The 21,347-nt window shown below is 43.3% G+C and carries 19 protein-coding genes and 4 tRNA genes; 21 read left to right on the top strand and 2 right to left on the bottom strand.

Annotated elements, in window-relative coordinates:
* Positions 1-15: 15 nt before the first annotated feature.
* Entirely contained in the window at positions 16-1,035 is a 1,020-nt protein-coding gene (locus tag ACSSWA_RS04125; protein ID WP_437355299.1) for a homoserine dehydrogenase, read from the bottom strand.
* A gap of 453 nt (positions 1,036-1,488) precedes the next feature.
* Here ACSSWA_RS04125 and ilvD point away from each other — a divergent pair, with 453 nt between their 5' ends.
* The 9 genes from ilvD to cimA are packed head-to-tail and all read left to right on the top strand — an operon-like array spanning position 1,489 to position 12,638.
* Positions 1,489-3,177: a dihydroxy-acid dehydratase gene (ilvD, locus tag ACSSWA_RS04120; protein WP_437355298.1), complete on the top strand. Its 1,689-nt coding sequence runs from the start codon at positions 1,489-1,491 to the stop codon at positions 3,175-3,177.
* Between the two features lie 11 nt (positions 3,178-3,188).
* The gene (gene ilvB / locus ACSSWA_RS04115; protein ID WP_437355297.1) at positions 3,189-4,907 is read left to right on the top strand and encodes a biosynthetic-type acetolactate synthase large subunit; all 1,719 of its coding nucleotides are present in this window, start codon (positions 3,189-3,191) and stop codon (positions 4,905-4,907) included.
* 1 nt (position 4,908) lies between these two features.
* A complete protein-coding gene (gene ilvN, locus ACSSWA_RS04110) occupies positions 4,909-5,448 on the top strand; it encodes an acetolactate synthase small subunit (RefSeq protein ID WP_437355296.1) in 540 nt (179 codons plus the stop codon).
* Positions 5,445-6,437, top strand: coding sequence for a ketol-acid reductoisomerase (ilvC, locus tag ACSSWA_RS04105; RefSeq protein ID WP_437355295.1), 993 nt, complete (start codon positions 5,445-5,447; stop codon positions 6,435-6,437). The genes ilvN and ilvC overlap by 4 nt, the downstream gene beginning before the upstream one ends.
* Positions 6,438-6,448: 11 nt before the next feature.
* Positions 6,449-7,543: a 3-isopropylmalate dehydrogenase gene (leuB, locus tag ACSSWA_RS04100; RefSeq protein ID WP_422881416.1), complete on the top strand. Its 1,095-nt coding sequence runs from the start codon at positions 6,449-6,451 to the stop codon at positions 7,541-7,543.
* A 24-nt stretch (positions 7,544-7,567) separates the two neighbouring features.
* The gene (locus tag ACSSWA_RS04095; RefSeq protein ID WP_437355294.1) at positions 7,568-9,148 is read left to right on the top strand and encodes a 2-isopropylmalate synthase; all 1,581 of its coding nucleotides are present in this window, start codon (positions 7,568-7,570) and stop codon (positions 9,146-9,148) included.
* A gap of 14 nt (positions 9,149-9,162) precedes the next feature.
* Positions 9,163-10,458 carry a 3-isopropylmalate dehydratase large subunit gene (locus tag ACSSWA_RS04090; protein ID WP_437355293.1) on the top strand — a complete coding sequence of 432 codons (1,296 nt, stop codon included), beginning with the start codon at positions 9,163-9,165 and terminating at the stop codon, positions 10,456-10,458.
* Between the two features lie 22 nt (positions 10,459-10,480).
* The gene (locus tag ACSSWA_RS04085; RefSeq protein ID WP_437355292.1) at positions 10,481-11,038 is read left to right on the top strand and encodes a 3-isopropylmalate dehydratase; all 558 of its coding nucleotides are present in this window, start codon (positions 10,481-10,483) and stop codon (positions 11,036-11,038) included.
* A gap of 16 nt (positions 11,039-11,054) precedes the next feature.
* Entirely contained in the window at positions 11,055-12,638 is a 1,584-nt protein-coding gene (gene cimA / locus ACSSWA_RS04080) for a citramalate synthase (protein ID WP_437355291.1), read from the top strand.
* 34 nt (positions 12,639-12,672) lie between these two features.
* Here cimA and proC read toward each other — a convergent pair whose 3' ends face one another.
* A complete protein-coding gene (gene proC, locus ACSSWA_RS04075; protein WP_437355290.1) occupies positions 12,673-13,485 on the bottom strand; it encodes a pyrroline-5-carboxylate reductase in 813 nt (270 codons plus the stop codon).
* 187 nt (positions 13,486-13,672) lie between these two features.
* On the opposite strand from proC, the gene ACSSWA_RS04070 reads away from it, so the two are divergent.
* From ACSSWA_RS04070 to rpoB, 12 genes are all read left to right on the top strand, one after another.
* A tRNA-Tyr gene (locus ACSSWA_RS04070) sits at positions 13,673-13,756 on the top strand.
* Between the two features lie 129 nt (positions 13,757-13,885).
* Positions 13,886-13,958: transfer RNA gene (locus ACSSWA_RS04065), tRNA-Gly, on the top strand.
* Between the two features lie 165 nt (positions 13,959-14,123).
* Positions 14,124-14,196: transfer RNA gene (locus tag ACSSWA_RS04060), tRNA-Thr, on the top strand.
* Between the two features lie 64 nt (positions 14,197-14,260).
* On the top strand, positions 14,261-14,428 hold the full coding sequence (gene rpmG / locus ACSSWA_RS04055; RefSeq protein WP_014854911.1) for a 50S ribosomal protein L33: 168 nt from the start codon (positions 14,261-14,263) through the stop codon (positions 14,426-14,428).
* A 1-nt stretch (position 14,429) separates the two neighbouring features.
* Positions 14,430-14,502 (top strand) — tRNA-Trp (locus tag ACSSWA_RS04050).
* 22 nt (positions 14,503-14,524) lie between these two features.
* On the top strand, positions 14,525-14,707 hold the full coding sequence (gene secE, locus ACSSWA_RS04045; RefSeq protein ID WP_014854910.1) for a preprotein translocase subunit SecE: 183 nt from the start codon (positions 14,525-14,527) through the stop codon (positions 14,705-14,707).
* Between the two features lie 2 nt (positions 14,708-14,709).
* Entirely contained in the window at positions 14,710-15,255 is a 546-nt protein-coding gene (nusG, locus tag ACSSWA_RS04040; protein WP_437355289.1) for a transcription termination/antitermination protein NusG, read from the top strand.
* Between the two features lie 13 nt (positions 15,256-15,268).
* Entirely contained in the window at positions 15,269-15,694 is a 426-nt protein-coding gene (rplK, locus tag ACSSWA_RS04035) for a 50S ribosomal protein L11 (protein WP_437355288.1), read from the top strand.
* Between the two features lie 24 nt (positions 15,695-15,718).
* Positions 15,719-16,414, top strand: a complete 696-nt coding sequence (rplA, locus tag ACSSWA_RS04030; protein WP_437355287.1) for a 50S ribosomal protein L1 — start codon at positions 15,719-15,721, stop codon at positions 16,412-16,414.
* Between the two features lie 93 nt (positions 16,415-16,507).
* A complete protein-coding gene (gene rplJ, locus ACSSWA_RS04025) occupies positions 16,508-17,029 on the top strand; it encodes a 50S ribosomal protein L10 (RefSeq protein WP_014854906.1) in 522 nt (173 codons plus the stop codon).
* Positions 17,030-17,067: 38 nt separating this feature from the next.
* Positions 17,068-17,448, top strand: a complete 381-nt coding sequence (rplL, locus tag ACSSWA_RS04020; protein ID WP_437355286.1) for a 50S ribosomal protein L7/L12 — start codon at positions 17,068-17,070, stop codon at positions 17,446-17,448.
* A 114-nt stretch (positions 17,449-17,562) separates the two neighbouring features.
* A complete protein-coding gene (gene rpoB, locus ACSSWA_RS04015; RefSeq protein ID WP_437355285.1) occupies positions 17,563-21,342 on the top strand; it encodes a DNA-directed RNA polymerase subunit beta in 3,780 nt (1,259 codons plus the stop codon).
* The last annotated feature ends 5 nt before the right edge of the window (positions 21,343-21,347 follow it).

The following is a 21,347-nucleotide window of genomic DNA, read 5'->3' as shown; positions in this document are numbered from 1 at the left end:
TAATTTTAATATTTGCTAAGAATTCTTAGCTATAGCGAGAAGATCCGTTAAAATCGAAAATCCGGTTTCAATTTTGCCTGCGCCTTTTCCCACGATTGTAACGTCCCCCATTAAATCTGTGGTTATTGTAAGCGCGTTAACGGAACCCATAACTCCTGCCAGAGGGTGAGTCATTGGCACGAGTTCGGGTTTGACATACGCTTTGATTTTATCTTTCTTTATTTCAATCGAGCCGATTAGTTTCCATCGGGCGTTTTTCTTCTTCGCTTCTAAAATGTCTTCCCGGGTTATTTTTGTAATGCCCTTGCATTTTACTTGGTTGATATCGAGTTTAACGTTCATCAGTACGTTGGCAAGTATGGTTACCTTTGCCCTGGCGTCGTAGCCCTGAACGTCGTTAGTCGGATCGGCTTCGGCGTAACCAAGTTCTTGCGCTTCTTTAAGAGCGTCTTCGTAACTCATGCCGTCTTCCATCCGTGTAAGGATGTAATTCGTAGTTCCGTTTAAGATTCCTTTGAAAGCTTTAATTGTATTGCCCGCCAGCGGACCATTCGCCAGGTTAATTACCGGGGTGCCGCTTAATACAGTGCCTTCGATCATAAAACGCACGCCGTTTTTATCGGCAAGCCGTTTTAGTCTTCGATAAGCAAGCGCGGCAGGTCCTTTATTGCTTGTAACTACGTGTTTCTTGTTTTTGAATGCCGTTTCGCAATGTTTAATTGCAGGTTGTCCGTCTTTCAAATTAGTATACGCAAGTTCGCAAACGACGTCGGAATTCGACTTCTCAATCATCTCAACGGGATTCCAATCAATCCTGTCTTTAATAAATTTTCCTTTTTCTTTTACTTCCTTCAACAACCTTTTCAGGTTGAGTCCTTCCGGATTATAGACAACGCCGAATCGGAGATCACTTACCGCAACTATTTCGTATCGGTAGTTGTACTTCTTTGCAAGTTCGTTTTTCTTGTTTATTAGTATTTCGCACAGTCCCTGCGCTACCGTGCCGAAACCGATTAGAGCGATTTTTTGTTTCATTTTTTTTCTCGTTAAATGATTGAATGCAAAAATAACTTTCTTGAATCATTATTCCAAAAAATAGACGTACGGTATGATGATATGCACGGTGATGAATAATTATACAATATTTTTTCAAAAAAAACTTGACATCGAATTAATTAACGCGTATAATTGCATTCGAGTTATGGCTGAACATAATAAACATATTACAACCAATCAAATATCCGGCGGGCCAAAAGCACACGCTATCAACAGCCTTAGTGTTTCTTTTAACTCATCTTTAGATACTAACCTTCTAGGGATTATTAATCTAATTATTATCAATATTATTAGCCTAGTGATTATACTAGGGTAATAATATTAGTCAATCCCTAACAATAACATAATATAATTTTTAAGATAATTTAGGGATTGACTAAACCCCTAAAGGTATATCTAAAGTTATATTTTATTAAAAGTTAGAGGATTGAGATGAGATCCGATTTAATCAAAAAAGGTTTCGACAAAGCGCCGCACAGAAGTTTATTGAAAGCCACCGGCGTTATCAAATCAGACGAGGATTTTAATAAGCCGTTCATCGGCGTGTGCAATTCTTATATCGATTTAATTCCCGGACACGTACACCTTCAGGAATTCGGGAGAATAGTAAAAGAGGAGGTGCGCAAAGCGGGCGGAGTTCCCTTTGAATTCAATACGATCGGCGTTGACGACGGCATTGCAATGGGGCATATAGGAATGCGTTATTCGCTCGCAAGCAGGGAATTAATTGCCGACAGCGTTGAGACTGTTGCCGAAGCTCATCGTCTCGACGGATTGATCTGCATTCCGAATTGCGACAAAATTGTGCCCGGTATGCTGATGGCTGCAGTTAGACTCAATATCCCGACAATTTTTATATCCGGCGGTCCGATGAAAGCCGGTTACACTCCTTCGGGCGACGTGGTCGATTTGATTTCGGTTTTTGAAGGCGTCGGCAAATATTCAACGGGCGAAATTAACGACGACAAATTGAAAGAACTGGAAAATTTTGCATGCCCCACATGCGGCTCTTGCAGCGGTATGTTTACCGCCAACTCCATGAACTGCCTTATGGAAGCGCTCGGAATCGCTTTGCCCGGCAACGGTTCGATCCTTGCCGTCGATCCCAAAAGACATGAACTTGCAAAACAGGCCGCCTCTAAAATCATCGATCTGATAAATAAAGATTTGAAACCGAGAGACATTATAAACAAGAAATCGATTCTTAATGCTTTTGCATTGGATATGGCAATGGGAGGAAGCACAAATACCGTATTGCACACCCTGGCTATCGCCAACGAAGCGGAAATCGATTTTGAACTCGATGAATTGAATAAACTGGCTCAAAGAGTGCCTTATATTTGCAAAGTATCGCCTGCGACAAAAAGCGTGCATATGGAAGATGTGGATAGGGCCGGCGGAATATCTGCAATATTGAAAGAAATTTCGAAAATAGACGGACTGCTTTACCTCGATTCTCCAACGGTTACTGGAAAAACTCTCGGCGAGAATATCGCAGAAGCCGAAATTAAAGACGGCAATGTTATCAGAACAGTCGACAATCCGTTCAGCAAAACAGGCGGACTGGCTGTGCTGTTCGGCAATCTGGCTCCTAACGGTTCGGTTGTAAAAACCGGCGCAGTCGACCCTAAAATGCTGGTTCATCGCGGACCGGCGGTTATATTCGACTCGCAGGACGAAGCTCTGGAAGGAATAAGAAACGGAAAACTTAAAGCGGGCGACGTTGTTGTTATCAGATACGAAGGTCCCAAAGGCGGACCGGGAATGCCCGAAATGCTTGCGCCTACAAGCGAAATTATGGGAATGGGTTTGGGAGATAAAGTAGCTTTGATAACCGACGGAAGGTTCTCGGGAGGCACCAGAGGAGCTTGTATCGGACATGTATCGCCGGAAGCCGCCGTAAGAGGTCCTATTGCGGCGTTGAGAAACGGCGATATTATTTCAATTGATATACCTAATTATAAATTGGAAGTGGAATTAAGTCAGGAGGAAATCGAAAGAAGACTGGCTGAGCTTCCTCCGTTCGAACCGAAAATTAAAAAAGGTTATTTGGCGCGCTATTCCAAAATGGTTACTTCCGCCAATACCGGCGCCATTTTAAGTATAAAAGAAAATCAATGAAAGGGGTAATTATGAATAACAAAAAAAATAAAATGTCCGGGGCTGATATCTTCTTCGAATGCCTTAAAAGGGAAGGCGTTGAATATATCTTCGGATATCCCGGCGGCGCGGTTTTGCCTATCTACGAAAGACTCTATGATATCGACTTTTTGAAACATATTCTTGTGCGTCACGAGCAGGGCGCAACTCATATGGCTGAAGGTTATGCAAAAGCAACGGGCAAAGTCGGAGTCGTTCTCGTAACTTCGGGACCAGGCGCAACCAATACGGTTACCGGTATTACGGACGCTTATATGGATTCGGTGCCGATAGTCGTTTTTACCGGACAGGTGCCAACGCATTTGATCGGCAACGACGCTTTTCAGGAAGCCGACATTTGCGGAATAACCAGACCGATAACAAAACATAATTTTCTTGTAAGAGATATTTCTGAATTGGCGCCTACTATACGGCAGGCGTTTTATATCGCTTCGACCGGCAGACCCGGACCGGTTGTGGTCGATTTACCCAAAAACGTTATCAACAACATAACTGAATTTAATTACCCCGATAAAATAGATCTTAAAGGCTACAAGCCGAAAGTATACGGACATCAGAATCAGATTAAGAAAGCCGCCATGATGCTTCAAAAAGCAAAAAGACCTCTGCTCTATGTTGGAGGCGGAGTTATTATGTCGGGCGGTCACAGGGAATTGTATCTCCTTGCCAAAGAGAATAATCTGCCGGTTACGATGACGCTCCAGGGATTGGGCGCATTTCCCGGCACAGACCCTCAATCGCTCGGTATGCTCGGAATGCACGGCACTTACTGGGCAAATCAGGCTGTTAACAATTGCGACCTGCTCATTTCACTCGGAGCTCGCTTTGACGATCGTGTAACGGGAAAAGTGGATACGTTTGCCCGTAACGCATACAAAATTCACGTTGATATCGATCCGACTTGCATCGACAAAAATATCGTAGTCGATTTGCCGATTGTGGGAGACGTTAAACATGTAATGGCGGAACTTGCTTCCGAAATTACCCGTAAACCCGACCTTGAAGAATGGTGGGAACAAATTAATAAATGGAAAAACGATTGTCCGCTCGAATACGATATGTCCGACGGCAGACTGAGAGCTCAATTTGTAATTGAAAAATTATCCGAACTTACCAAAGGAGAAGCCGTCGTAGTTACAGACGTAGGTCAAAATCAAATGTGGACTGCGCAATATTATAAATTCAATCATCCGCGTTCTCATATTACCAGCGGCGGTTTGGGAACTATGGGGTTTGCGCTGCCGGCTGCAATCGGCGTTGCTTTTGGAATCAAAGACCGTCCCATTATTTCAATTAACGGCGACGGCGGATTCCAGATGAATATTCAGGAATTGGCGACAGCCGTTTATTACAGACTGCCGATTAAGATAATTGTCCTCAATAACAGCTTCCTCGGAATGGTACGGCAATGGCAGGAGCTTTTCCATGCCGAAAAATTCAGCTTTACCGACCTCTCCGACAGCAATCCCGATTTTGTAAAAGTAGCTGAAGCTTTCGGAGTAAAAGCATATTCGACAGACAGTCCTCATAATGTGGAACACCTTCTCAGGGAAATGCTCGATTACAATGACGGTCCGGTTATGGTCGAATTTAAAGTCGCTAAAGAAGACATGGTATTCCCGATTGTTCCTGCGGGCGCTTCGATAAGCGACATGATTATTCGCAGATTAGATCCAAAGGAGATGATCTAAAATGATGCATATAATATCAGCACTCGTAGAAAACAAATTCGGCGCGTTCAACCGGGTAGTAACAATGTTCAGCGCCAAAGGTTATAATATCCATTCGATTTCTATCGGCGAAACCGAAGATCCGACTGTATCGAGAATGACTATAGTTACTGAAGGCGAAGACAAAGTTATAGAGCAGATTGTTAAGCAACTGAACAGACTGATAGACACAATAAAAATTATCGATATGACGCATCAACCGAAAGTGCAGCGCGAATTAATGTTGATTACGGTATTCTATCAGAAAGGAACGCGTTCTGAAATTATCGATATCTGTGAAATATTCAGGGGTAATGTAGTCGATATTAATAACAAAACGATTATGCTTGAAATTACCGGCCCGCCTGAAAAGATCGACGCTGCAATTAATGTTCTCGAGCCGTTTGGAATTAAAGAGATTGCGCGTTCGGGAACCGTAGTTTTAAGGCGCGGCGAACAATTTAGAAAACTTCCCAAAGAAAAAGAAGACGACAATAAAAAAATTAACGGAGACAAAAAATGAAAGTCTATTACGACCAGGACGCAAATCTGGATTTGTTAAAAGGGAAAAAAATTGCCGTTATGGGATACGGCAGTCAGGGACACGCTCATGCTCTCAATCTTAAAGACAGCGGAATGGATGTGGCAATCGGTTTGAGAAAATCTTCTTCGAGATGGAAAGAAGCCGAAGAAGCCGGTCTCAAAGTCTTTACGGTCGACGAAGCCGCTAACTGGGCGGACATTATTATGATTTTACTTCCGGACCAGAATCAAAAGGAAGTCTATGAAAACCAGATTAAACCTCATCTGACCGAAGGCAAAACTCTTGCTTTTGCTCACGGTTTTAATATTCATTACAAACAGATAGTTCCTCCGGAAAATGTCGATGTTATAATGATCGCTCCGAAAGGACCGGGACACCTTGTGCGCCGTACTTTTCAGGAAGGAAGCGGCACTCCTTGTTTGATTGCAATTCATCAGGACTTTTCCGGACAGGCGCGCGATAAAGCCCTGGCGTGGGCAAAAGGAATCGGCGGCACTCGTGCCGGCGTTATCGAAACTACTTTCAAAGATGAAACCGAAACCGATTTGTTCGGAGAACAAGCCGTACTCTGCGGCGGATCGGCAGAGCTGATCAAAGCAGGATTTGAAACTTTGGTCGAAGCTGGTTATCCCGCCGAACTGGCTTATTTCGAGTGTATGCACGAACTTAAATTGATTGTAGACCTTTACTACGAAGGAGGCCTCACGCGTATGAACTATTCGGTAAGCGACACAGCCGAATACGGAGGCATGACAAGAGGCTCAAGAGTAATTAACAGCGATACGAAAAAAGTTATGAAAGAAATTTTGAACGAAATTCAAACCGGCAAATTTGCCGAGGAGTGGATTGAAGAAAATAAGAAAGGTCAACCGACTTTAAATAAATTGAGAAAAGAAAACCAGGAACATCCAATTGAAAAAGTAGGAGCCAAATTACGCAGCATGATGAGCTGGCTCAAAAAAAATTAAAGGGGAAATATATGTATCGGATAGCATTATTGCCGGGCGACGGCATCGGTCCCGAAGTCGTTAACTCAGCCGTTAAAGTACTTAAAGCCGCCGGAGAAAAATTTAACACGGAATTTGAATTTAAGATGGCGTTAATCGGCGGGTCTTCTTACGACAAATTCAAAACTCCGCTGACCGATGAAACTCTCGATGTATGTTACAGCTCCGATGTTGTTTTTCTTGGAGCCGTAGGAGGCCCTGAATGGGAAAATCTCGAGCATCATCTTAAACCCGAAGCGGCATTGCTCAAATTGAGGAAAGCCCTGGGCTTGTTTGCAAATTTAAGGCCTGCGAGAATTTATAACTCAATGCTCGAGAATTCATCGCTTAGAGCCGAAGTTCTTAAAGGAACCGACGTACTGATACTAAGGGAGCTTACCGGCGGTATCTATTTCGGCGAACCTCGCGGTTATGACGACGAGAAAGGCTTCAATACGATGGTTTATACAAAAGGGGAAGTCGAGAGAATCGCGCGTAAAGCGTTTGAACTTGCAAGACAACGCAATAAAAAAGTCACTTCCGTCGACAAAGCCAACGTTCTGGAAGTGTCGCAATTCTGGAGAAAAGTAGTAATGGACGTCCACAAGGAGTATCAGGACGTTCAGTTGAATCATATGTATGTCGACAATGCCGCAATGCAAATTGTAAGAGACCCGAAGCAATTCGACGTTATTTTGACTTCGAATCTGTTCGGAGATATTTTGAGCGATATAGCCGCAATGATAACCGGAAGTTTGGGAATGTTACCGTCGGCAAGCCTCGGGACCAAATATGCGTTATACGAGCCCGTTCACGGCAGCGCTCCGGACATTGCGGGAAAAGGAGTCGCCAATCCGATAGCGGCAATTTCGTCGGCTGCCATGATGCTAAAATATTCTTTCCAGATGGACAAAGCTTCGGAGATTATCGAAAATTCGATCGAAAACGTTCTGTCGAAAGGATACAGAACAAGAGACATCTTTAAAGAAGGAAATAAACTCGTTACTACTGAAGAGATGACCAACTTGATTATAGAAGAATTTGAAAAGATTGTGGCTACTCAGGCTATCAATGTTTTTACATTATGAAAAAGATATTAGCGGAGAAACAACATGAACGACAATAAAATACTGATATTCGATACAACATTAAGAGACGGCGAACAGTCGCCTGGCGCGTCGTTGAACGTCCATGAGAAAGTAGAAATTGCGCATCAGCTCGCTAAACTAAATGTTGACGTAATCGAAGCGGGATTTCCGATTTCGTCGCCGGCGCAATTCGAAGCCGTAAAACGGATTGCCGAAGAGGTCGATTGCATTATCGCTGCCTTGTCCCGCGCAAACGAAAAAGACATTAAAGCTGCGGCAGATGCGCTGGCTTCAGCTCCGCGGAAAAGAATTCATACTTTTTCGAGCACTTCCGACTATCATATTCTAGGAAAATTCGGACACGAACGTTACGGAAAAACACTGGAAGAGAAACGGAAGACAATAATTAAAATGTCGTACGACGCGGTGGCGTACGCCAAAACTTTTACCGAGGACGTTGAATTTTCCGCTGAAGACGCAGGCAGAACCGATATCGGTTATCTCGCCGAAGTAATCGAAGCGGCAATCGAAGCAGGAGCCACTACGGTTAATATTCCTGACACAACAGGCTATACGCTGCCGTTCGAATTTGCAGCAAAAATAGCCGAATTGAAAAAAAGAGTAAAAAATATTAATAAAGCGATAATAAGCGTTCACTGCCATAATGATTTGGGACTTGCAGTAGCAAATTCAATCGCCGCAGTTCAAAGCGGCGCGCGACAGGTTGAATGCACTATAAACGGAATAGGCGAAAGAGCCGGCAACGCTTCGCTGGAAGAGTTCGTAATGGCTCTTAACGTAAGGAAAGACCTGCTTAATTTTTACACCGAAATTAATACGAAAGAAATTTACAATACGAGCAAAATGGTTTCGGCTTTTACCGGGCTGCTTGTGCAGCGCAATAAAGCAATAGTGGGAGAAAACGCCTTTGCGCACGAATCAGGAATTCATCAGGACGGCGTTCTCAAAAGCCGCGAAACTTACGAAATTATGACACCCGAAAGCGTCGGTATCCCGAAAAATAATATTGTGCTGGGCAGACATTCCGGAAGGCACGGTCTAAAAGTACGCCTTCAGGAACTCGGCTATAAAGTGACCGACGAAGAACTCCAGAATATCTACAAAGCCTTTACCGAATTGGCTGACAAAAAGAAAGAAGTTTTTGACGACGATCTCCGAATGCTGATGGGAGACGAAATACAAAAAGATAACGACATATATGAACTCGAGTATATTCAGGTTAATGCCGGTTCCAATCTTATCCCGAATGCGGTAGTAAAAATTAATTATAATGGCGAAATTTATTCGGAATCGGCAACAGGCGACGGTCCGGTAGACGCGGTTTTCAATGCTATTGAACGCGCTCTTTCTATAAATTCCGAAGTGGAATCCTACCAGGTGCGCTCGGTTACTTCGGGACGGGAAGCTATGGGCGAAGTTATTATAAGAATACGCAGCGGAAATAAATCCTTTATGGGAAGAGGTGTTTCGACCGATATAATCGAAGCGAGCGCAAAAGCTTATTTGAGCGCGCTGAATCAAAAAGAAAAATATATGAATCAGACTTCACCTAAAAATAACGAATCAATTTCAGAAGTAATTTAATAAGGAAATAAATTATGGGCATGACTATAACCGAAAAAATTATGGCTAAATCCGCCGGTAAAAAAAGAGTTGAACCCGGCGAAAGCATATGGCTCAATGTGGATGTACTGATGACTCACGATGTATGCGGACCGCCGACTATCGATATTTGGAAAAGAGAATTCGGCGATAAAGCAAAAATTTGGGATAAAGAAAAACTGGTCATCTTTCCCGACCATTATATTTTTACGAAAAATCCTCAGGCTAACCGTAACGTAAATATTCTGAGAGAATTTGCAAACGAATACAACGTGCCGAATTATTACGACGTCGGCACCGACCGTTATAAAGGAGTATGCCACATAGCGCTTGCCGAAGAAGGATATAATCTTCCCGGAACGGTATTATTCGGAACGGATTCGCATACGTGCACATCCGGCGCCTTCGGAATGTTTTCGACTGGAGTTGGAAATACCGACGCCGCATTTATTCTGGGTACGGGTAAAATTTGGGAAAAAGTGCCCGAATCGCTCAAGTTTATTTTCGAAGGCAGTATGCCGGACTACCTGACGGCTAAAGATCTTATTTTGATGATCCTCGGAGACATAACAACCGACGGCGGCACTTACAGAGCATTGGAATTCGACGGCGAGGCTATCTTTTCAATGCAGATGGACGAAAGAATGACTTTGACTAATATGGCAATCGAAGCCGGAGCCATGAACGGAATCATTAAAGCCGACGAAGTAACTGAAAAATACGTCAGAGAAAGAACGAACAAACCGTACGAAATTTTCGAAAGCGATCCCGACGCAAAATACCGCGATATATATCATTACAATGTAAATGAAATTGAACCGCTGGTTGCAAAACCGCATAGTCCCGATAATAGAGATACAGTTCGAAACGTCGCGGGCAGAAAATTGACAAAATGTTATATCGGCTCATGCACGGGCGGTAAGTTAACGGATTTCTATAACGCCGCTAAAATTATTTTCGGTAACGAAGTCAAAACGCCGACTTTCGTCGTACCCGGCAGCACTTATGTGGCACAACAGCTAGAAGTGGAAACCATTAATGGAATTACATTGAAAGAAATTTTTGAAAAAGCAGGATGTGTAATAGCCCAATCGTCGTGCGCCGCCTGCCTGGGCGGTCCGGCAGACACTGTGGGAAGGGCTGCAGACGGCGAAGTCGTTATTTCGACTACCAACAGAAATTTCCCCGGCAGAATGGGCAGCAAAAAATCCGAAGTCTATCTGGCGTCGCCTTTAACCGTGGCGGCTTCCGCCGTTACCGGCGTAATTACAGACCCGAGAGAATTTTTATAAAAAAAATTGCAGAGAATATAAAATGGAAAAAATAATTAAAGGCAGAGCATTTGTGCTTGGAGACAATATCGACACAGACCAGATTATTCCCGCCGAGCATCTGGTCTACAGTTTAAGCGACCCGGAAGAATCCAAAAATTACGGTAGATTTGCCCTTTCGGGCGTGCCTTTGGCTCAGTCCGGCTTGCCCGGAGGCGGCATTCCTTTCGTTGAGGAAGGTCAATATCAAACAAAGTATCAGATTATAATCGGAGGTTCGAATTTCGGATGCGGTTCGTCGCGCGAACACGCTCCCTTTGCTCTTCAGGTTGCCGGAGCAAAAGCGATCGTAGCCGAATCGTATGCCCGAATATTTTATCGCAATTGCGTTGACGGGGGGTTCGTTGTGCCTTATGAAACTTCCGATAAACTCAACGATAAAATAGAAACCGGAGACGAGCTTGAACTCGACCTGAACGAAAATATACTGCGAAATTTGACAAAAAACGAATCCTACAGGCTGAGACCGCTGGGCGATATATTACCGATCATCGAAGCGGGAAATATATTCGAATATGCCCGTAAAAATAATATGATTTAATTTAGAGGAAGAAATTATGTTAGTAGAAATATTTGATACAACACTACGCGACGGAACCCAGGGCGAAGGGGTTAACCTCTCGGTTCAGGATAAACTTTTGATTGCAAAAAAGCTCGACGAATTCGGAATCGATATTATTGAAGGCGGCTGGCCCGGAAGCAATCCCAAAGACGAAGAATTCTTCAAAAAAGCGAAAGAACTAAATCTTAATCACGCCAAATTATGCGCCTTCGGTTCCACAGCCAGGTCAGTTAAAGACGTTGAATCCGATTACAATTTGAATACTCTTATCAATTCTGAAACGCCGATTATTACGATCTTTGGAAAAACCTGGAAACTTCATTCTCAAAAGGGTCTCGGATTGACCGACGCCGAAAACGAAGAATTGATCTACAAATCGGTCAAATATTTAAAAGAGCGCGGTAGAAGGGTAATATTCGACGCAGAGCACTTTTTCGACGGCTATAAAGACGACCCTGAATTCGCGCTCAAGATGCTCGATGCGGCTGTAAAAGGAGGCGCCGATACGCTGGTATTATGCGACACCAACGGCGGCACGCTTCCGGAAGAAGTATATGAAATTACGAAAACCGTTAAAGATAAATTTGACGTTATAATCGGCATCCATACTCACAACGATTCCGAGCTAGCGGTGGCAAATTCGTTGGCGGCTGTAAGAGCCGGCGCGCGTCATGTGCAGGGAACCATCAACGGATTGGGCGAGCGTTGCGGCAACGCTAATCTGTGCAGTATTATTCCGAATTTAATTTTGAAAATGAATTATGAAACCAATCAAAAATCAAAACTTTCCAGCCTGACTTCGGTTTCGAATTACGTCTACGAAATAATGAATCTGCATCCGAATACAAGGGCTGCATTTACGGGCAAATCCGCCTTTGCGCACAAAGGAGGCGTTCACGTAAGCGCTGTAATGAAAGAAAGCAGAATGTACGAGCATATCGAGCCGGAATTGGTTGGCAATAAACAACGTGTGCTCGTTTCGGATTTGTCGGGACAAAGCAACGTCCGTTATAAAGCCAAAGAAGTCGGAGTGGATATCGGAGGCAATAAAGAACTGAGTAAAAAAATTGTTAATCACATAAAATCGCTCGAATATAACGGATACCAGTTCGACGGGGCGGAAGCATCATTCGAACTGTTGCTCAGGTCCGAAACCAATGAATTTTCGCCATTCTTCAAAGTTCTTGATTCCAAGGTAAATGTTTTTTACGATGAAGAAGGACATTCGAATGCCGAAGCGGTTCTTAAAATAGAAGTGAACGGGGAAATCGAGCATACGGCTTCGGACGGCGACGGTCCCGTTAACGCTCTCGACAAAGCTCTCCGTAAAGCGCTTACCAGATTCTATCCGGAAGTTGCCAATATTAAATTGGTCGATTATAAGGTAAGAGTTCTGGACGAAAAAGAAGGAACTGCGGCTAAGGTAAGAGTAATGATTGAATCGAGCGACGGTAAGGATGCCTGGGGAACGGTGGGAGTTTCTACAAATATTATCGAGGCAAGTTTTAAAGCGCTGAGCGACAGTATTAACTATAAACTTTTTCAGTATTACAAGAACAAACAACTGATAGAAAAATAATTTTTTGTGAAGGGAAATAAGCTTCGATTTGAGCTTATTTCCCGTTCAATTCCGAAAGTTCTTTCGAGCGTTTTTCGGCATTAAGTATTGCGTTTGCAAAAATCTCGTCGAATTTATTATCCTTCATTGTCTTTAAAGCCGCTTCGGTGGTTCCTCCTTTAGAAGCGACTTTACTTATAAGCTTGTCCAGCTCTGTATCCGAATTGTTCATAACGTGAAAAGCTCCGTGCATCGTGTGCATGACGAGCAAATTTGCAAGGCTTTCGTCAAAACCCATTTTTTGGGCGGTTTCGGTCATGATTTTAACTATATAATAGAAATAAGCCGGCCCGCTGCCGCTGAGCGCCGTAACTCCGTCCATTAAATCTTCATTCTCAATCATGAAAGTTCTTCCGGTTGTATTCAGCAGGTTTTCTACAGTCGAAAGATGATGTACATTCGCGTCCGAAGAAGGGATGTATACGGTAATCCCCATTCCGAATTGAGCCGGCATATTGGGCATTGCGCGTACAATATATTTATGTTCGAGTTTTTCTTTGAGAGTATATAATTTTACGCCGGCAAGAATCGATATTACAAGAGTTTCCGGAGGTATCTTCCCTTTGAGAGAACGGGCGACATCGATAAAATCCTGCGGTTTTACTGCAAGTATCAAAACGTCGCACTGCAACGACTCGGGCGAAATTCCGACGATTACTTTTCCGAGCTTCATTAAATTCAAATCAGCCGCATGTTTATCGTCCTTTGCGATTAAAGTCAGGTCTTCAAAACTAGTTTTGTGATACTGTAAGAATGCGCGGGCATAAGTCAAGCCCATATTGCCGCAGCCGAGGATTGTAATTTTCATAATCATACCTAAGAATTGATTTGTAGATGTAAATTTAGCGATTTTTTTAAAAAAATTTTATAAATTTGTAATTCTTATTTGATATAGTACTTAAAATAGCAGAAAAATCTATCTGTATATTGCATTTTATTTAAAAGCGTTCTATATTTGATGCTCGCTTTTTGACTTTATGTGGATAGATATATCTGGGCGGACGCCGGAGTTGGAGAGCCGGGGCGGACTGTAAATCCGTTGGCGAATGCCTTTGGGGGTTCGAATCCCTCGCCGCCCACTACTTAAAACTCGGTATTAAATATCGGGATTTTTTTTGCAATTTCAGCTGTTCATTAAATATTGATTTTTCTATCCGGTTTTTCGGAAGAAATCGTTCAAACGAAAAAATTACCTTTTCTGTTTGAATGCGGGAGTAACTCAGTTGGTAGAGTCACAGCCTTCCAAGCTGTTGGTCGCGGGTTCGAGTCCCGTCTCCCGCTCTCTGATTTTTTCTTATATCGGTTGACGGAAACAGACCGGATTTCAACCGGAATTATATGCATTAATTGAAATGCTGATGGAGCTCATCCGTCGACTGACGGAGGTAGAGCATTCCGGCTCATGCGGAAAAACAGTTCAGCCGGAGTCAATGCGTAATTAGAAATGCTGATGTAGCTCAGTTGGTAGAGCACTTCCTTGGTAAGGAAGAGGTCACCGGTTCAATCCCGGTCATCAGCTCAAAAGTAAAAACCGCTGCTTTTTTGCGTTAAAAATATTAAAAAATAAACAGAAGCAAAATAAAATGGCCAAAGCAAAAAATATCAGACAAATCATTGTATTGGAAAGCTCTGCTGGAACCGGTTATCGTTATACGACAACAAAAAATAAAAGAAATCACCCTGGCCGCGTAGAATACAAAAAATACGACCCGGTTGTTAGAAAACACGTAATATTTAAGGAAACTAAATAATACGTCAGTAGCTCAATTGGCAGAGCAGCGGTCTCCAAAACCGCAGGCTGGGGGTTCGAGTCCCTCCTGACGTGCTAGCCATAAAAGTGTGCGATTATGAAAGAAAAAATTATCAATTTTGTTAATGATGTCGTCAAGGAGATGAAAAAGGTCACCTGGCCGACAAAAGAAGAATTGAAAGATTCTACCGTAGTTGTGGTTGTTGTATGCTTGATTTTAGCACTCTTTACGTATGCTATCGATATGTCTCTTAATCAAATATTAAAAGGAATCTTCTAGAATTGGATACCCAGTTAGGCAAATGGTATGTAGTCAGAACTTTTTCGGGACACGAAAACAAGGTAAAAACCTTGATTGAAAACGAGCTCGAGGATAATGAATATTTAAGAGCCCGCATTCATGAAGTTCTGGTTCCGACTGAAAAAGTTTTTGAAGTAAAAGACGGCAAGAAGAAAACGAAAAAGAAGAATTTCTTCCCCGGCTACATACTTTTGTGCGCCGACCTGGACGCTAAAGTTAAGGACTTTATATTGAACACCCCGTCTGTGATGGGTTTTCTGGGTTCGCAAAAAACTCCGATTCCTCTGCAACCCGACGAGGTAAAAAGAATTGTTGGCAGAATTTCGAAAGACGAGGATACCGAACGCACCGAAACTTTATTCAGAGCCGGAGATTACGTCAAAATAATCGACGGTCCGTTTAATAATTTTTCGGGAATTGTTGAAGAAGTTAACGAAGAAAAAATGAAAATAAAAGTCATGGTTTCGATTTTCGGGCGTAAAACTCCCGTCGAAATTGACTTTGCTCAAGCAGAATTAGAGAAATAATTAAGGTAGAAAAATGGCAAAGAAAGTAGAAGGTTATATCAAGCTGCAGATTCCCGGAGGACAAGCTAATCCTTCTCCGCCGGTAGGCCCCGCTCTGGGTCAAAAAGGCGTTAATATTATGGAATTTTGTAAACAGTTCAACGCCAAAACCGCCGACAAGCAGGGATTGATTATTCCGGTCGTTATCACGGTCTATACAGATAAATCCTTTACGTTTATTACGAAAACGCCGCCAGCTGCAGTGCTTCTTAAAAAAGCTTTGAAGCTCGATAAAGGTTCGCCTGAACCGAATAAAACCAAAGTCGGAAAAGTTACAAAAGAACAGTTGCGCGAAATTGCAGAATTGAAAATGCCCGACTTGAACGCTCATGATATCGAACATGCAATGAGCATGATTGCGGGTACTGCGCGAAGTATGGGAATTACAGTAGAAGAATAATAAAAAATTATTGTGGATGACATTATGAAAGTTTCAAAAAGAATGAAGTCTATAAAGGAAAAAATCGAAGCCCAGAAAGAATATACTCTGAAGGAAGCGATCGATAAACTAAAAGAGCTTTCGAGCGTAAAATTTGACGAAACTCTCGACTGCGCTATCAGATTGGGCGTCGATCCGAGACATGCCGACCAGATGGTTAGAGGCACGGTCTCTCTTCCTCACGGTACCGGAAAAGATGTAAAAGTTCTTGTTATAGCTAAAGGTTCGAAAGCCCAGGAAGCTTTGGATGCAGGCGCGGATTATGCCGGCTTCGAAGAATATCTCGAAAAGATTAAAGAAGGCTGGGCAGACGTAGACGTTGTGATTGCAACGCCCGACAGCATGGCGGAATTAGGTAAGTTAGGAAAAATTCTGGGTCCGAAAGGTCTTATGCCCAACCCAAAAAGCGGCACTGTTACTCAGGATGTCGCCCAGGCGGTTAAAGAAGTCAAAGCCGGTAAAATTGAATTCCGCGTCGAGAAAGCGGGTATCGTTCACACTCCGCTCGGCAAACTTTCTTTTGATACCGACAAACTTGTCGATAATGCAAAAGCTTTTCTCAATACGATTGTAAAAATGAAGCCCGCTTCGGCAAAGGGTCAGTACATAAAAAGTATTTACTTGTCGTCTACAATGGGGCCCGGCTTAAAAATCAGTAAAGACGAAGTGGCTTCCGCATAAAAAAGATTACGCACTCACCCGTATATCGATATACGGGTTTTATTTATAAATGCTTCTTAAGCCGAACGATGTAATAACTGATACGGGAGAATGATGAAAAAAGCGAAAAAATACGAGGTCGTAGAGCAAATTAAGGAACTTGTAAGTAATTCTACGGCAATCTATCTGGTGGACTACAAAGGAGTTAATGTTGAAGATATTAATAAGCTCCGTTCCACATTCAAAAAAGAAGGCGTTACTTACAAGGTATTCAAAAATACGCTCTTCAAAAAAGCCCTCGAAGATTTAGGCGGTTACGAACAGCTTTACGATCAATTCGTCGGTATGACGGGCGTGGCATTCGCAGGCGAAAATTTCGTTGCGCCGGCTAAAATCATCAAAAAATATTTTGATGAAACCGGCAAATTCCAGTTCAAAGGATGCTACCTCGAATCGAATTTCTACCCAGCCGACCAGTTGAATACATTGGCTTCGATGCCGTCCAAGGAAGAATTGATTGCCGGAATTATCGGAAGTATAAACTCCCCGGCGTCAGGAATCGTCGGCGCTATCAATGCAGTTATGCGCGACATAGTCAGCCTTGTTGACGAGATTTCCAAGAAAAAAGCAGCATAATTTTTTAAGATTATAATTAAGAAATAGGAGATATAAAAATGTCAGAAAAAGTTGCAGAAATTGTTGAAAAAATCAAAGCCCTTACGCTTGTTGAAGCAGCAGAATTAAAGAAAGCTCTCGAAGACGAATTCGGCGTTACCGCCGCTGCTCCTGTTGTTATGGCCGGCGGAGCTGCCGCAGGCGGCGATGCAGCTCCTGCAGAAGAAAAAACCGAATTCGACGTTATTCTTGAAAGCGCAGGCGCCACCAAAATCAACGTTATTAAAGTTGTCCGCGCTCATACTTCGCTCGGACTCAAAGAAGCAAAAGATTTGGTTGACAGCGCTCCGAAACCGATTAAAGAAGGCGTTTCCAAAGAAGAAGCCGAGAAAATCAAGAAGGAATTGGAAGAAGCCGGCGCTACAGTCACAATTAAGTAATTATACGATTTTCCTGGAAAATCATATTAATTTTTGAAGTGGTAAAACGGAATTTCCGGGTTACCACTTTCTTTCATTTATTGAAAGAGCCTAATAAATCATCGGAGGTTAGGATTGGAAAAACAAAAGATAAATAAAATTAACGGACGCATTACGTTTGGTAAGATTACGCCTGCTCTTAAAGTGCCCGATTTGTTGAATATTCAGCTTGAATCGTTTGAAGATTTCTTGCAGCTTTCAGTGCCGCCCTCTCAGAGAGAAAACAAAGGTCTGCAGGCTGTTTTCAATCAAAATTTTCCCATACTCGACAATAAAGAATTTTATCGCCTCGATTTTATCGAATATCATATCGAAAAACCCCGCTTTTCGATTGCAGAGTGCGAGGAAAGAGGACTTACATATTCGGCTCCTCTGAAAGCAAAATTGCGACTTTCTACCAAGGATAGCGAAACCGAAGAGTTTATCAATACCGTCGAGCAGGAAGTTTATCTCGGCAACCTGCCTTTTATGACGGAGAAAGGAACCTTCGTAATTAACGGTGCCGAGCGAGTGATTGTAAGTCAGTTACACCGCTCTCCCGGCGTTGCATTTGCTCAAACTTTCCATCCGAACGGCACGCCGATCTATTCGGCTCGTATTATTCCTTTCAGAGGTTCCTGGGTGGAGTTTGCGACCGACATTAACAATGTGCTTTATGTATATATCGACAGAAGGAAAAAATTCCCTTCGACAACTCTTCTGAGAGCGCTCGGTTACGAGACAGACGAACAAATTCTTAATCTTTTCAGTCTGATCGAAGAAGTCGCTGTTAAAAAACTCGACCCTGAAGTTCACTCCGGACGTATTGCAGCCGACGACGTTATCGATTTGCAAACCGGAGAGATTTACGTTTCGAAAGACGAAGAACTGAACGAAGAAATTATCGATAATATTAAAAAATCAACGCTCCAAAAAGTTAAATTAATAACCTCCGAAACTTCTGTTGAACAAGACCTTATTATAAATACGCTCAAAAAAGATACGGCTAAAACAAAAGAAGAAGCTCTCTTTGCCATCTACCGGCAATTAAGAACGGGCGAAGCTCCCGACATCGAAACGGCTTTGGGGCTTCTCGACAAACTTTTCTTTAACGACAAGAGATACGACCTTGGCGATGTCGGTCGTTTCAGAATGAACGATAAACTCGGCTTGAATGTCGATGAAAGCGTTAGAGTTCTGACTGTTGAAGATATCGTCGCCATCATGAAAAATATTATTATGCTCAAGAACGGTAATGTCAGCGTTGACGACATCGATCATCTGGGCAACAGACGCGTTAGAACTATCGGCGAGCAGCTTCAACAGCAATATAATATCGGTCTTGCAAGAATGGCTCGTACAATCAAAGAACGCATGAACATGCGCGATAACGAGAATATGCAGCCGCAGGATCTGGTCAACGCCAGAACTATCAGCAGCGTTATCAATGCGTTTTTCGGTACGAACCAGTTGTCGCAATTTATGGATCAAACCAATCCTCTTTCCGAAATAACGCATAAGAGGAGAATTTCCGCTCTAGGACCCGGAGGTCTTACAAGGGAACGCGCCGGATTCGAAGTGCGCGACGTTCACCATTCGCATTACGGACGACTCTGTCCGATCGAAACTCCCGAAGGTCCCAATATCGGTCTTATTTCATCGCTTACAATTTATGCAAGAGTAAACCATTACGGATTCCTTGAAACGCCTTATCGCAAAGTTAAAGACGGAAGAGTTACAAATCAGATAGAATATTTGAGCGCGGATCAGGAAGACCAATATATAATTGCTCAGGCAAACGCTCCAATCGACGAGCAGGGCAGATTCATACTCGACAGAGTAAAATGCCGTTTGAAAGACGAATATCCCGTCGTGCCGCCGAGCGAAGTTCAGTATATGGACGTGGCTCCCGCTCAGATTGTTAGCGCGGCGGCTTCTCTGATTCCTTTCCTCGAGCACGACGACGCTAACCGCGCATTGATGGGCTCGAACATGCAGCGCCAGGCTGTTCCTCTGCTTGTGCCCGAAGCCCCGATTGTCGGAACCGGTATGGAATATAAAGTAGCCCGCGATTCAAGAGCCGTAATTGTAGCCGAAAAAGACGGCGTTGTAGAATTTGCCGACGCCGAAAAAATTATTGTAGCTTACGATACCGATCTCGAAGCAGAAGAAGCTCTTGTGAGCTTTGACAGCGAAAGAAAAGTTGAATATAAATTGACAAAATTCGCCGGCACGAACCAGGAAACCTGCTTCAATCAAAAACCGCGCGTTGTCTCGGGTCAAAGAGTTAAAAAGGGCGATATACTTGCCGACGGTCCTTCGGTCGAAAACGGGGAACTTGCATTGGGCAGAAATATTTCCGTCGCATTCATGCCCTGGCGCGGATATAACTTTGAGGACGCTATAATTATAAGCGAACGACTCGTTGCCGACGACGTTTTTACTTCGATTCATATTGAAGAATTCGAACTTCAGGTGCGCGAGACAAAACGCGGACAGGAAGAATTAACGAGAGATATTCCTAACGTAAGCGAAGAAGCTACAAAGGATTTGGACGAAAACGGTATTATTCGGGAAGGCGCCGAAGTCAAAGAAGGCGATATCCTGATCGGTAAAATTACTCCCAAAGGCGAGTCCGATCCGACACCGGAAGAAAAACTTCTTAAAGCAATATTCGGAGACAAAGCCGGCGACGTAAAAGACGCTTCTCTTAAAGCGCCTCCGGGACTCAAAGGCGTTGTTATTAAAACGCGTCTTTTCAGCAGAAAGAAAAAAGACGCCGAAGCGAAAAAGCTCGAGAAAAAGCAGCTTGAAGCTCTCGATTTGGAATATCAAAGAAAGAAAGACGCTTATTACAATAAATTAGTCGAAAAGCTGACGGCTTTGACGCTTGGAAAAACTACAACCGGAATTCGCGATCTGGATGGCAGCGTTGTGATTCGCAGCGGAACCGCCATCAAAGAATCGACTTTTTCCGAAATGGACGACGTTACAAAACTCGATTATACGAAAGATTGGTTTGATAAAGCTAAGACTAACGAATTGATTAAAAAACTCTTCTCAAATTATTTCGGCGTCCTTGCCGAAATTGAAGAAGATTTCAAGAGAGAACGCCTCAAAATTCAGTCGGGCGACGAACTGCCTCCGGGAATCACACAACTCGCAAAAGTATATGTAGCCAAGAAGAGAAAAATTCAGGTTGGCGATAAAATGGCGGGCAGACACGGTAACAAAGGCGTTGTTGCCAAAGTTGTTCCGGTTGAAGATATGCCCTATCACGAAGACGGGACTCCTGTAGACATAGTTCTCAATCCGCTTGGCGTGCCTTCGCGTATGAATATCGGACAGCTTTACGAAACCGCTCTCGGCTGGGTAGGAAAGAAACTCGGCGTTAAATTCGAGACGCCGATATTCGACGGCGCGGGAGTTAACGACGTGGAAGAATGGCTCAGGAAAGCAGAACTTTCCGAAGGAAGCAAAACCTGGCTTTACGACGGACGCACGGGCGAACGTTTCCATCAGAAAGTAACCTGCGGTTATATTTATATGATGAAACTCGGTCATATGGTCGACGATAAGATTCACGCCCGTTCGATTGGACCTTATTCCTTGATTACTCAACAGCCATTAGGCGGTAAGGCTCAGTTCGGCGGACAGAGATTCGGTGAAATGGAAGTGTGGGCTCTCGAAGGATATGGCGCCGCTCACGTGCTTCAGGAAATCTTAACGGTTAAAAGCGACGATGTAACAGGCAGAGCTAAAACATACGAAGCTATTGTCAAAGGCGAAAACATTCCGGACCCGAATATTCCGGAAGCCTTTAACGTTATGATAAAAGAATTGCAAGGTCTGGGTCTGAATATCAAAATTAATTGATTAAC

Source organism: Melioribacter sp. Ez-97 (assembly GCF_051488665.1).
Lineage (GTDB): Bacteria > Bacteroidota > Ignavibacteria > Ignavibacteriales > Melioribacteraceae > Melioribacter.
This window is presented reverse-complemented; position numbering and strand designations above follow the sequence as displayed.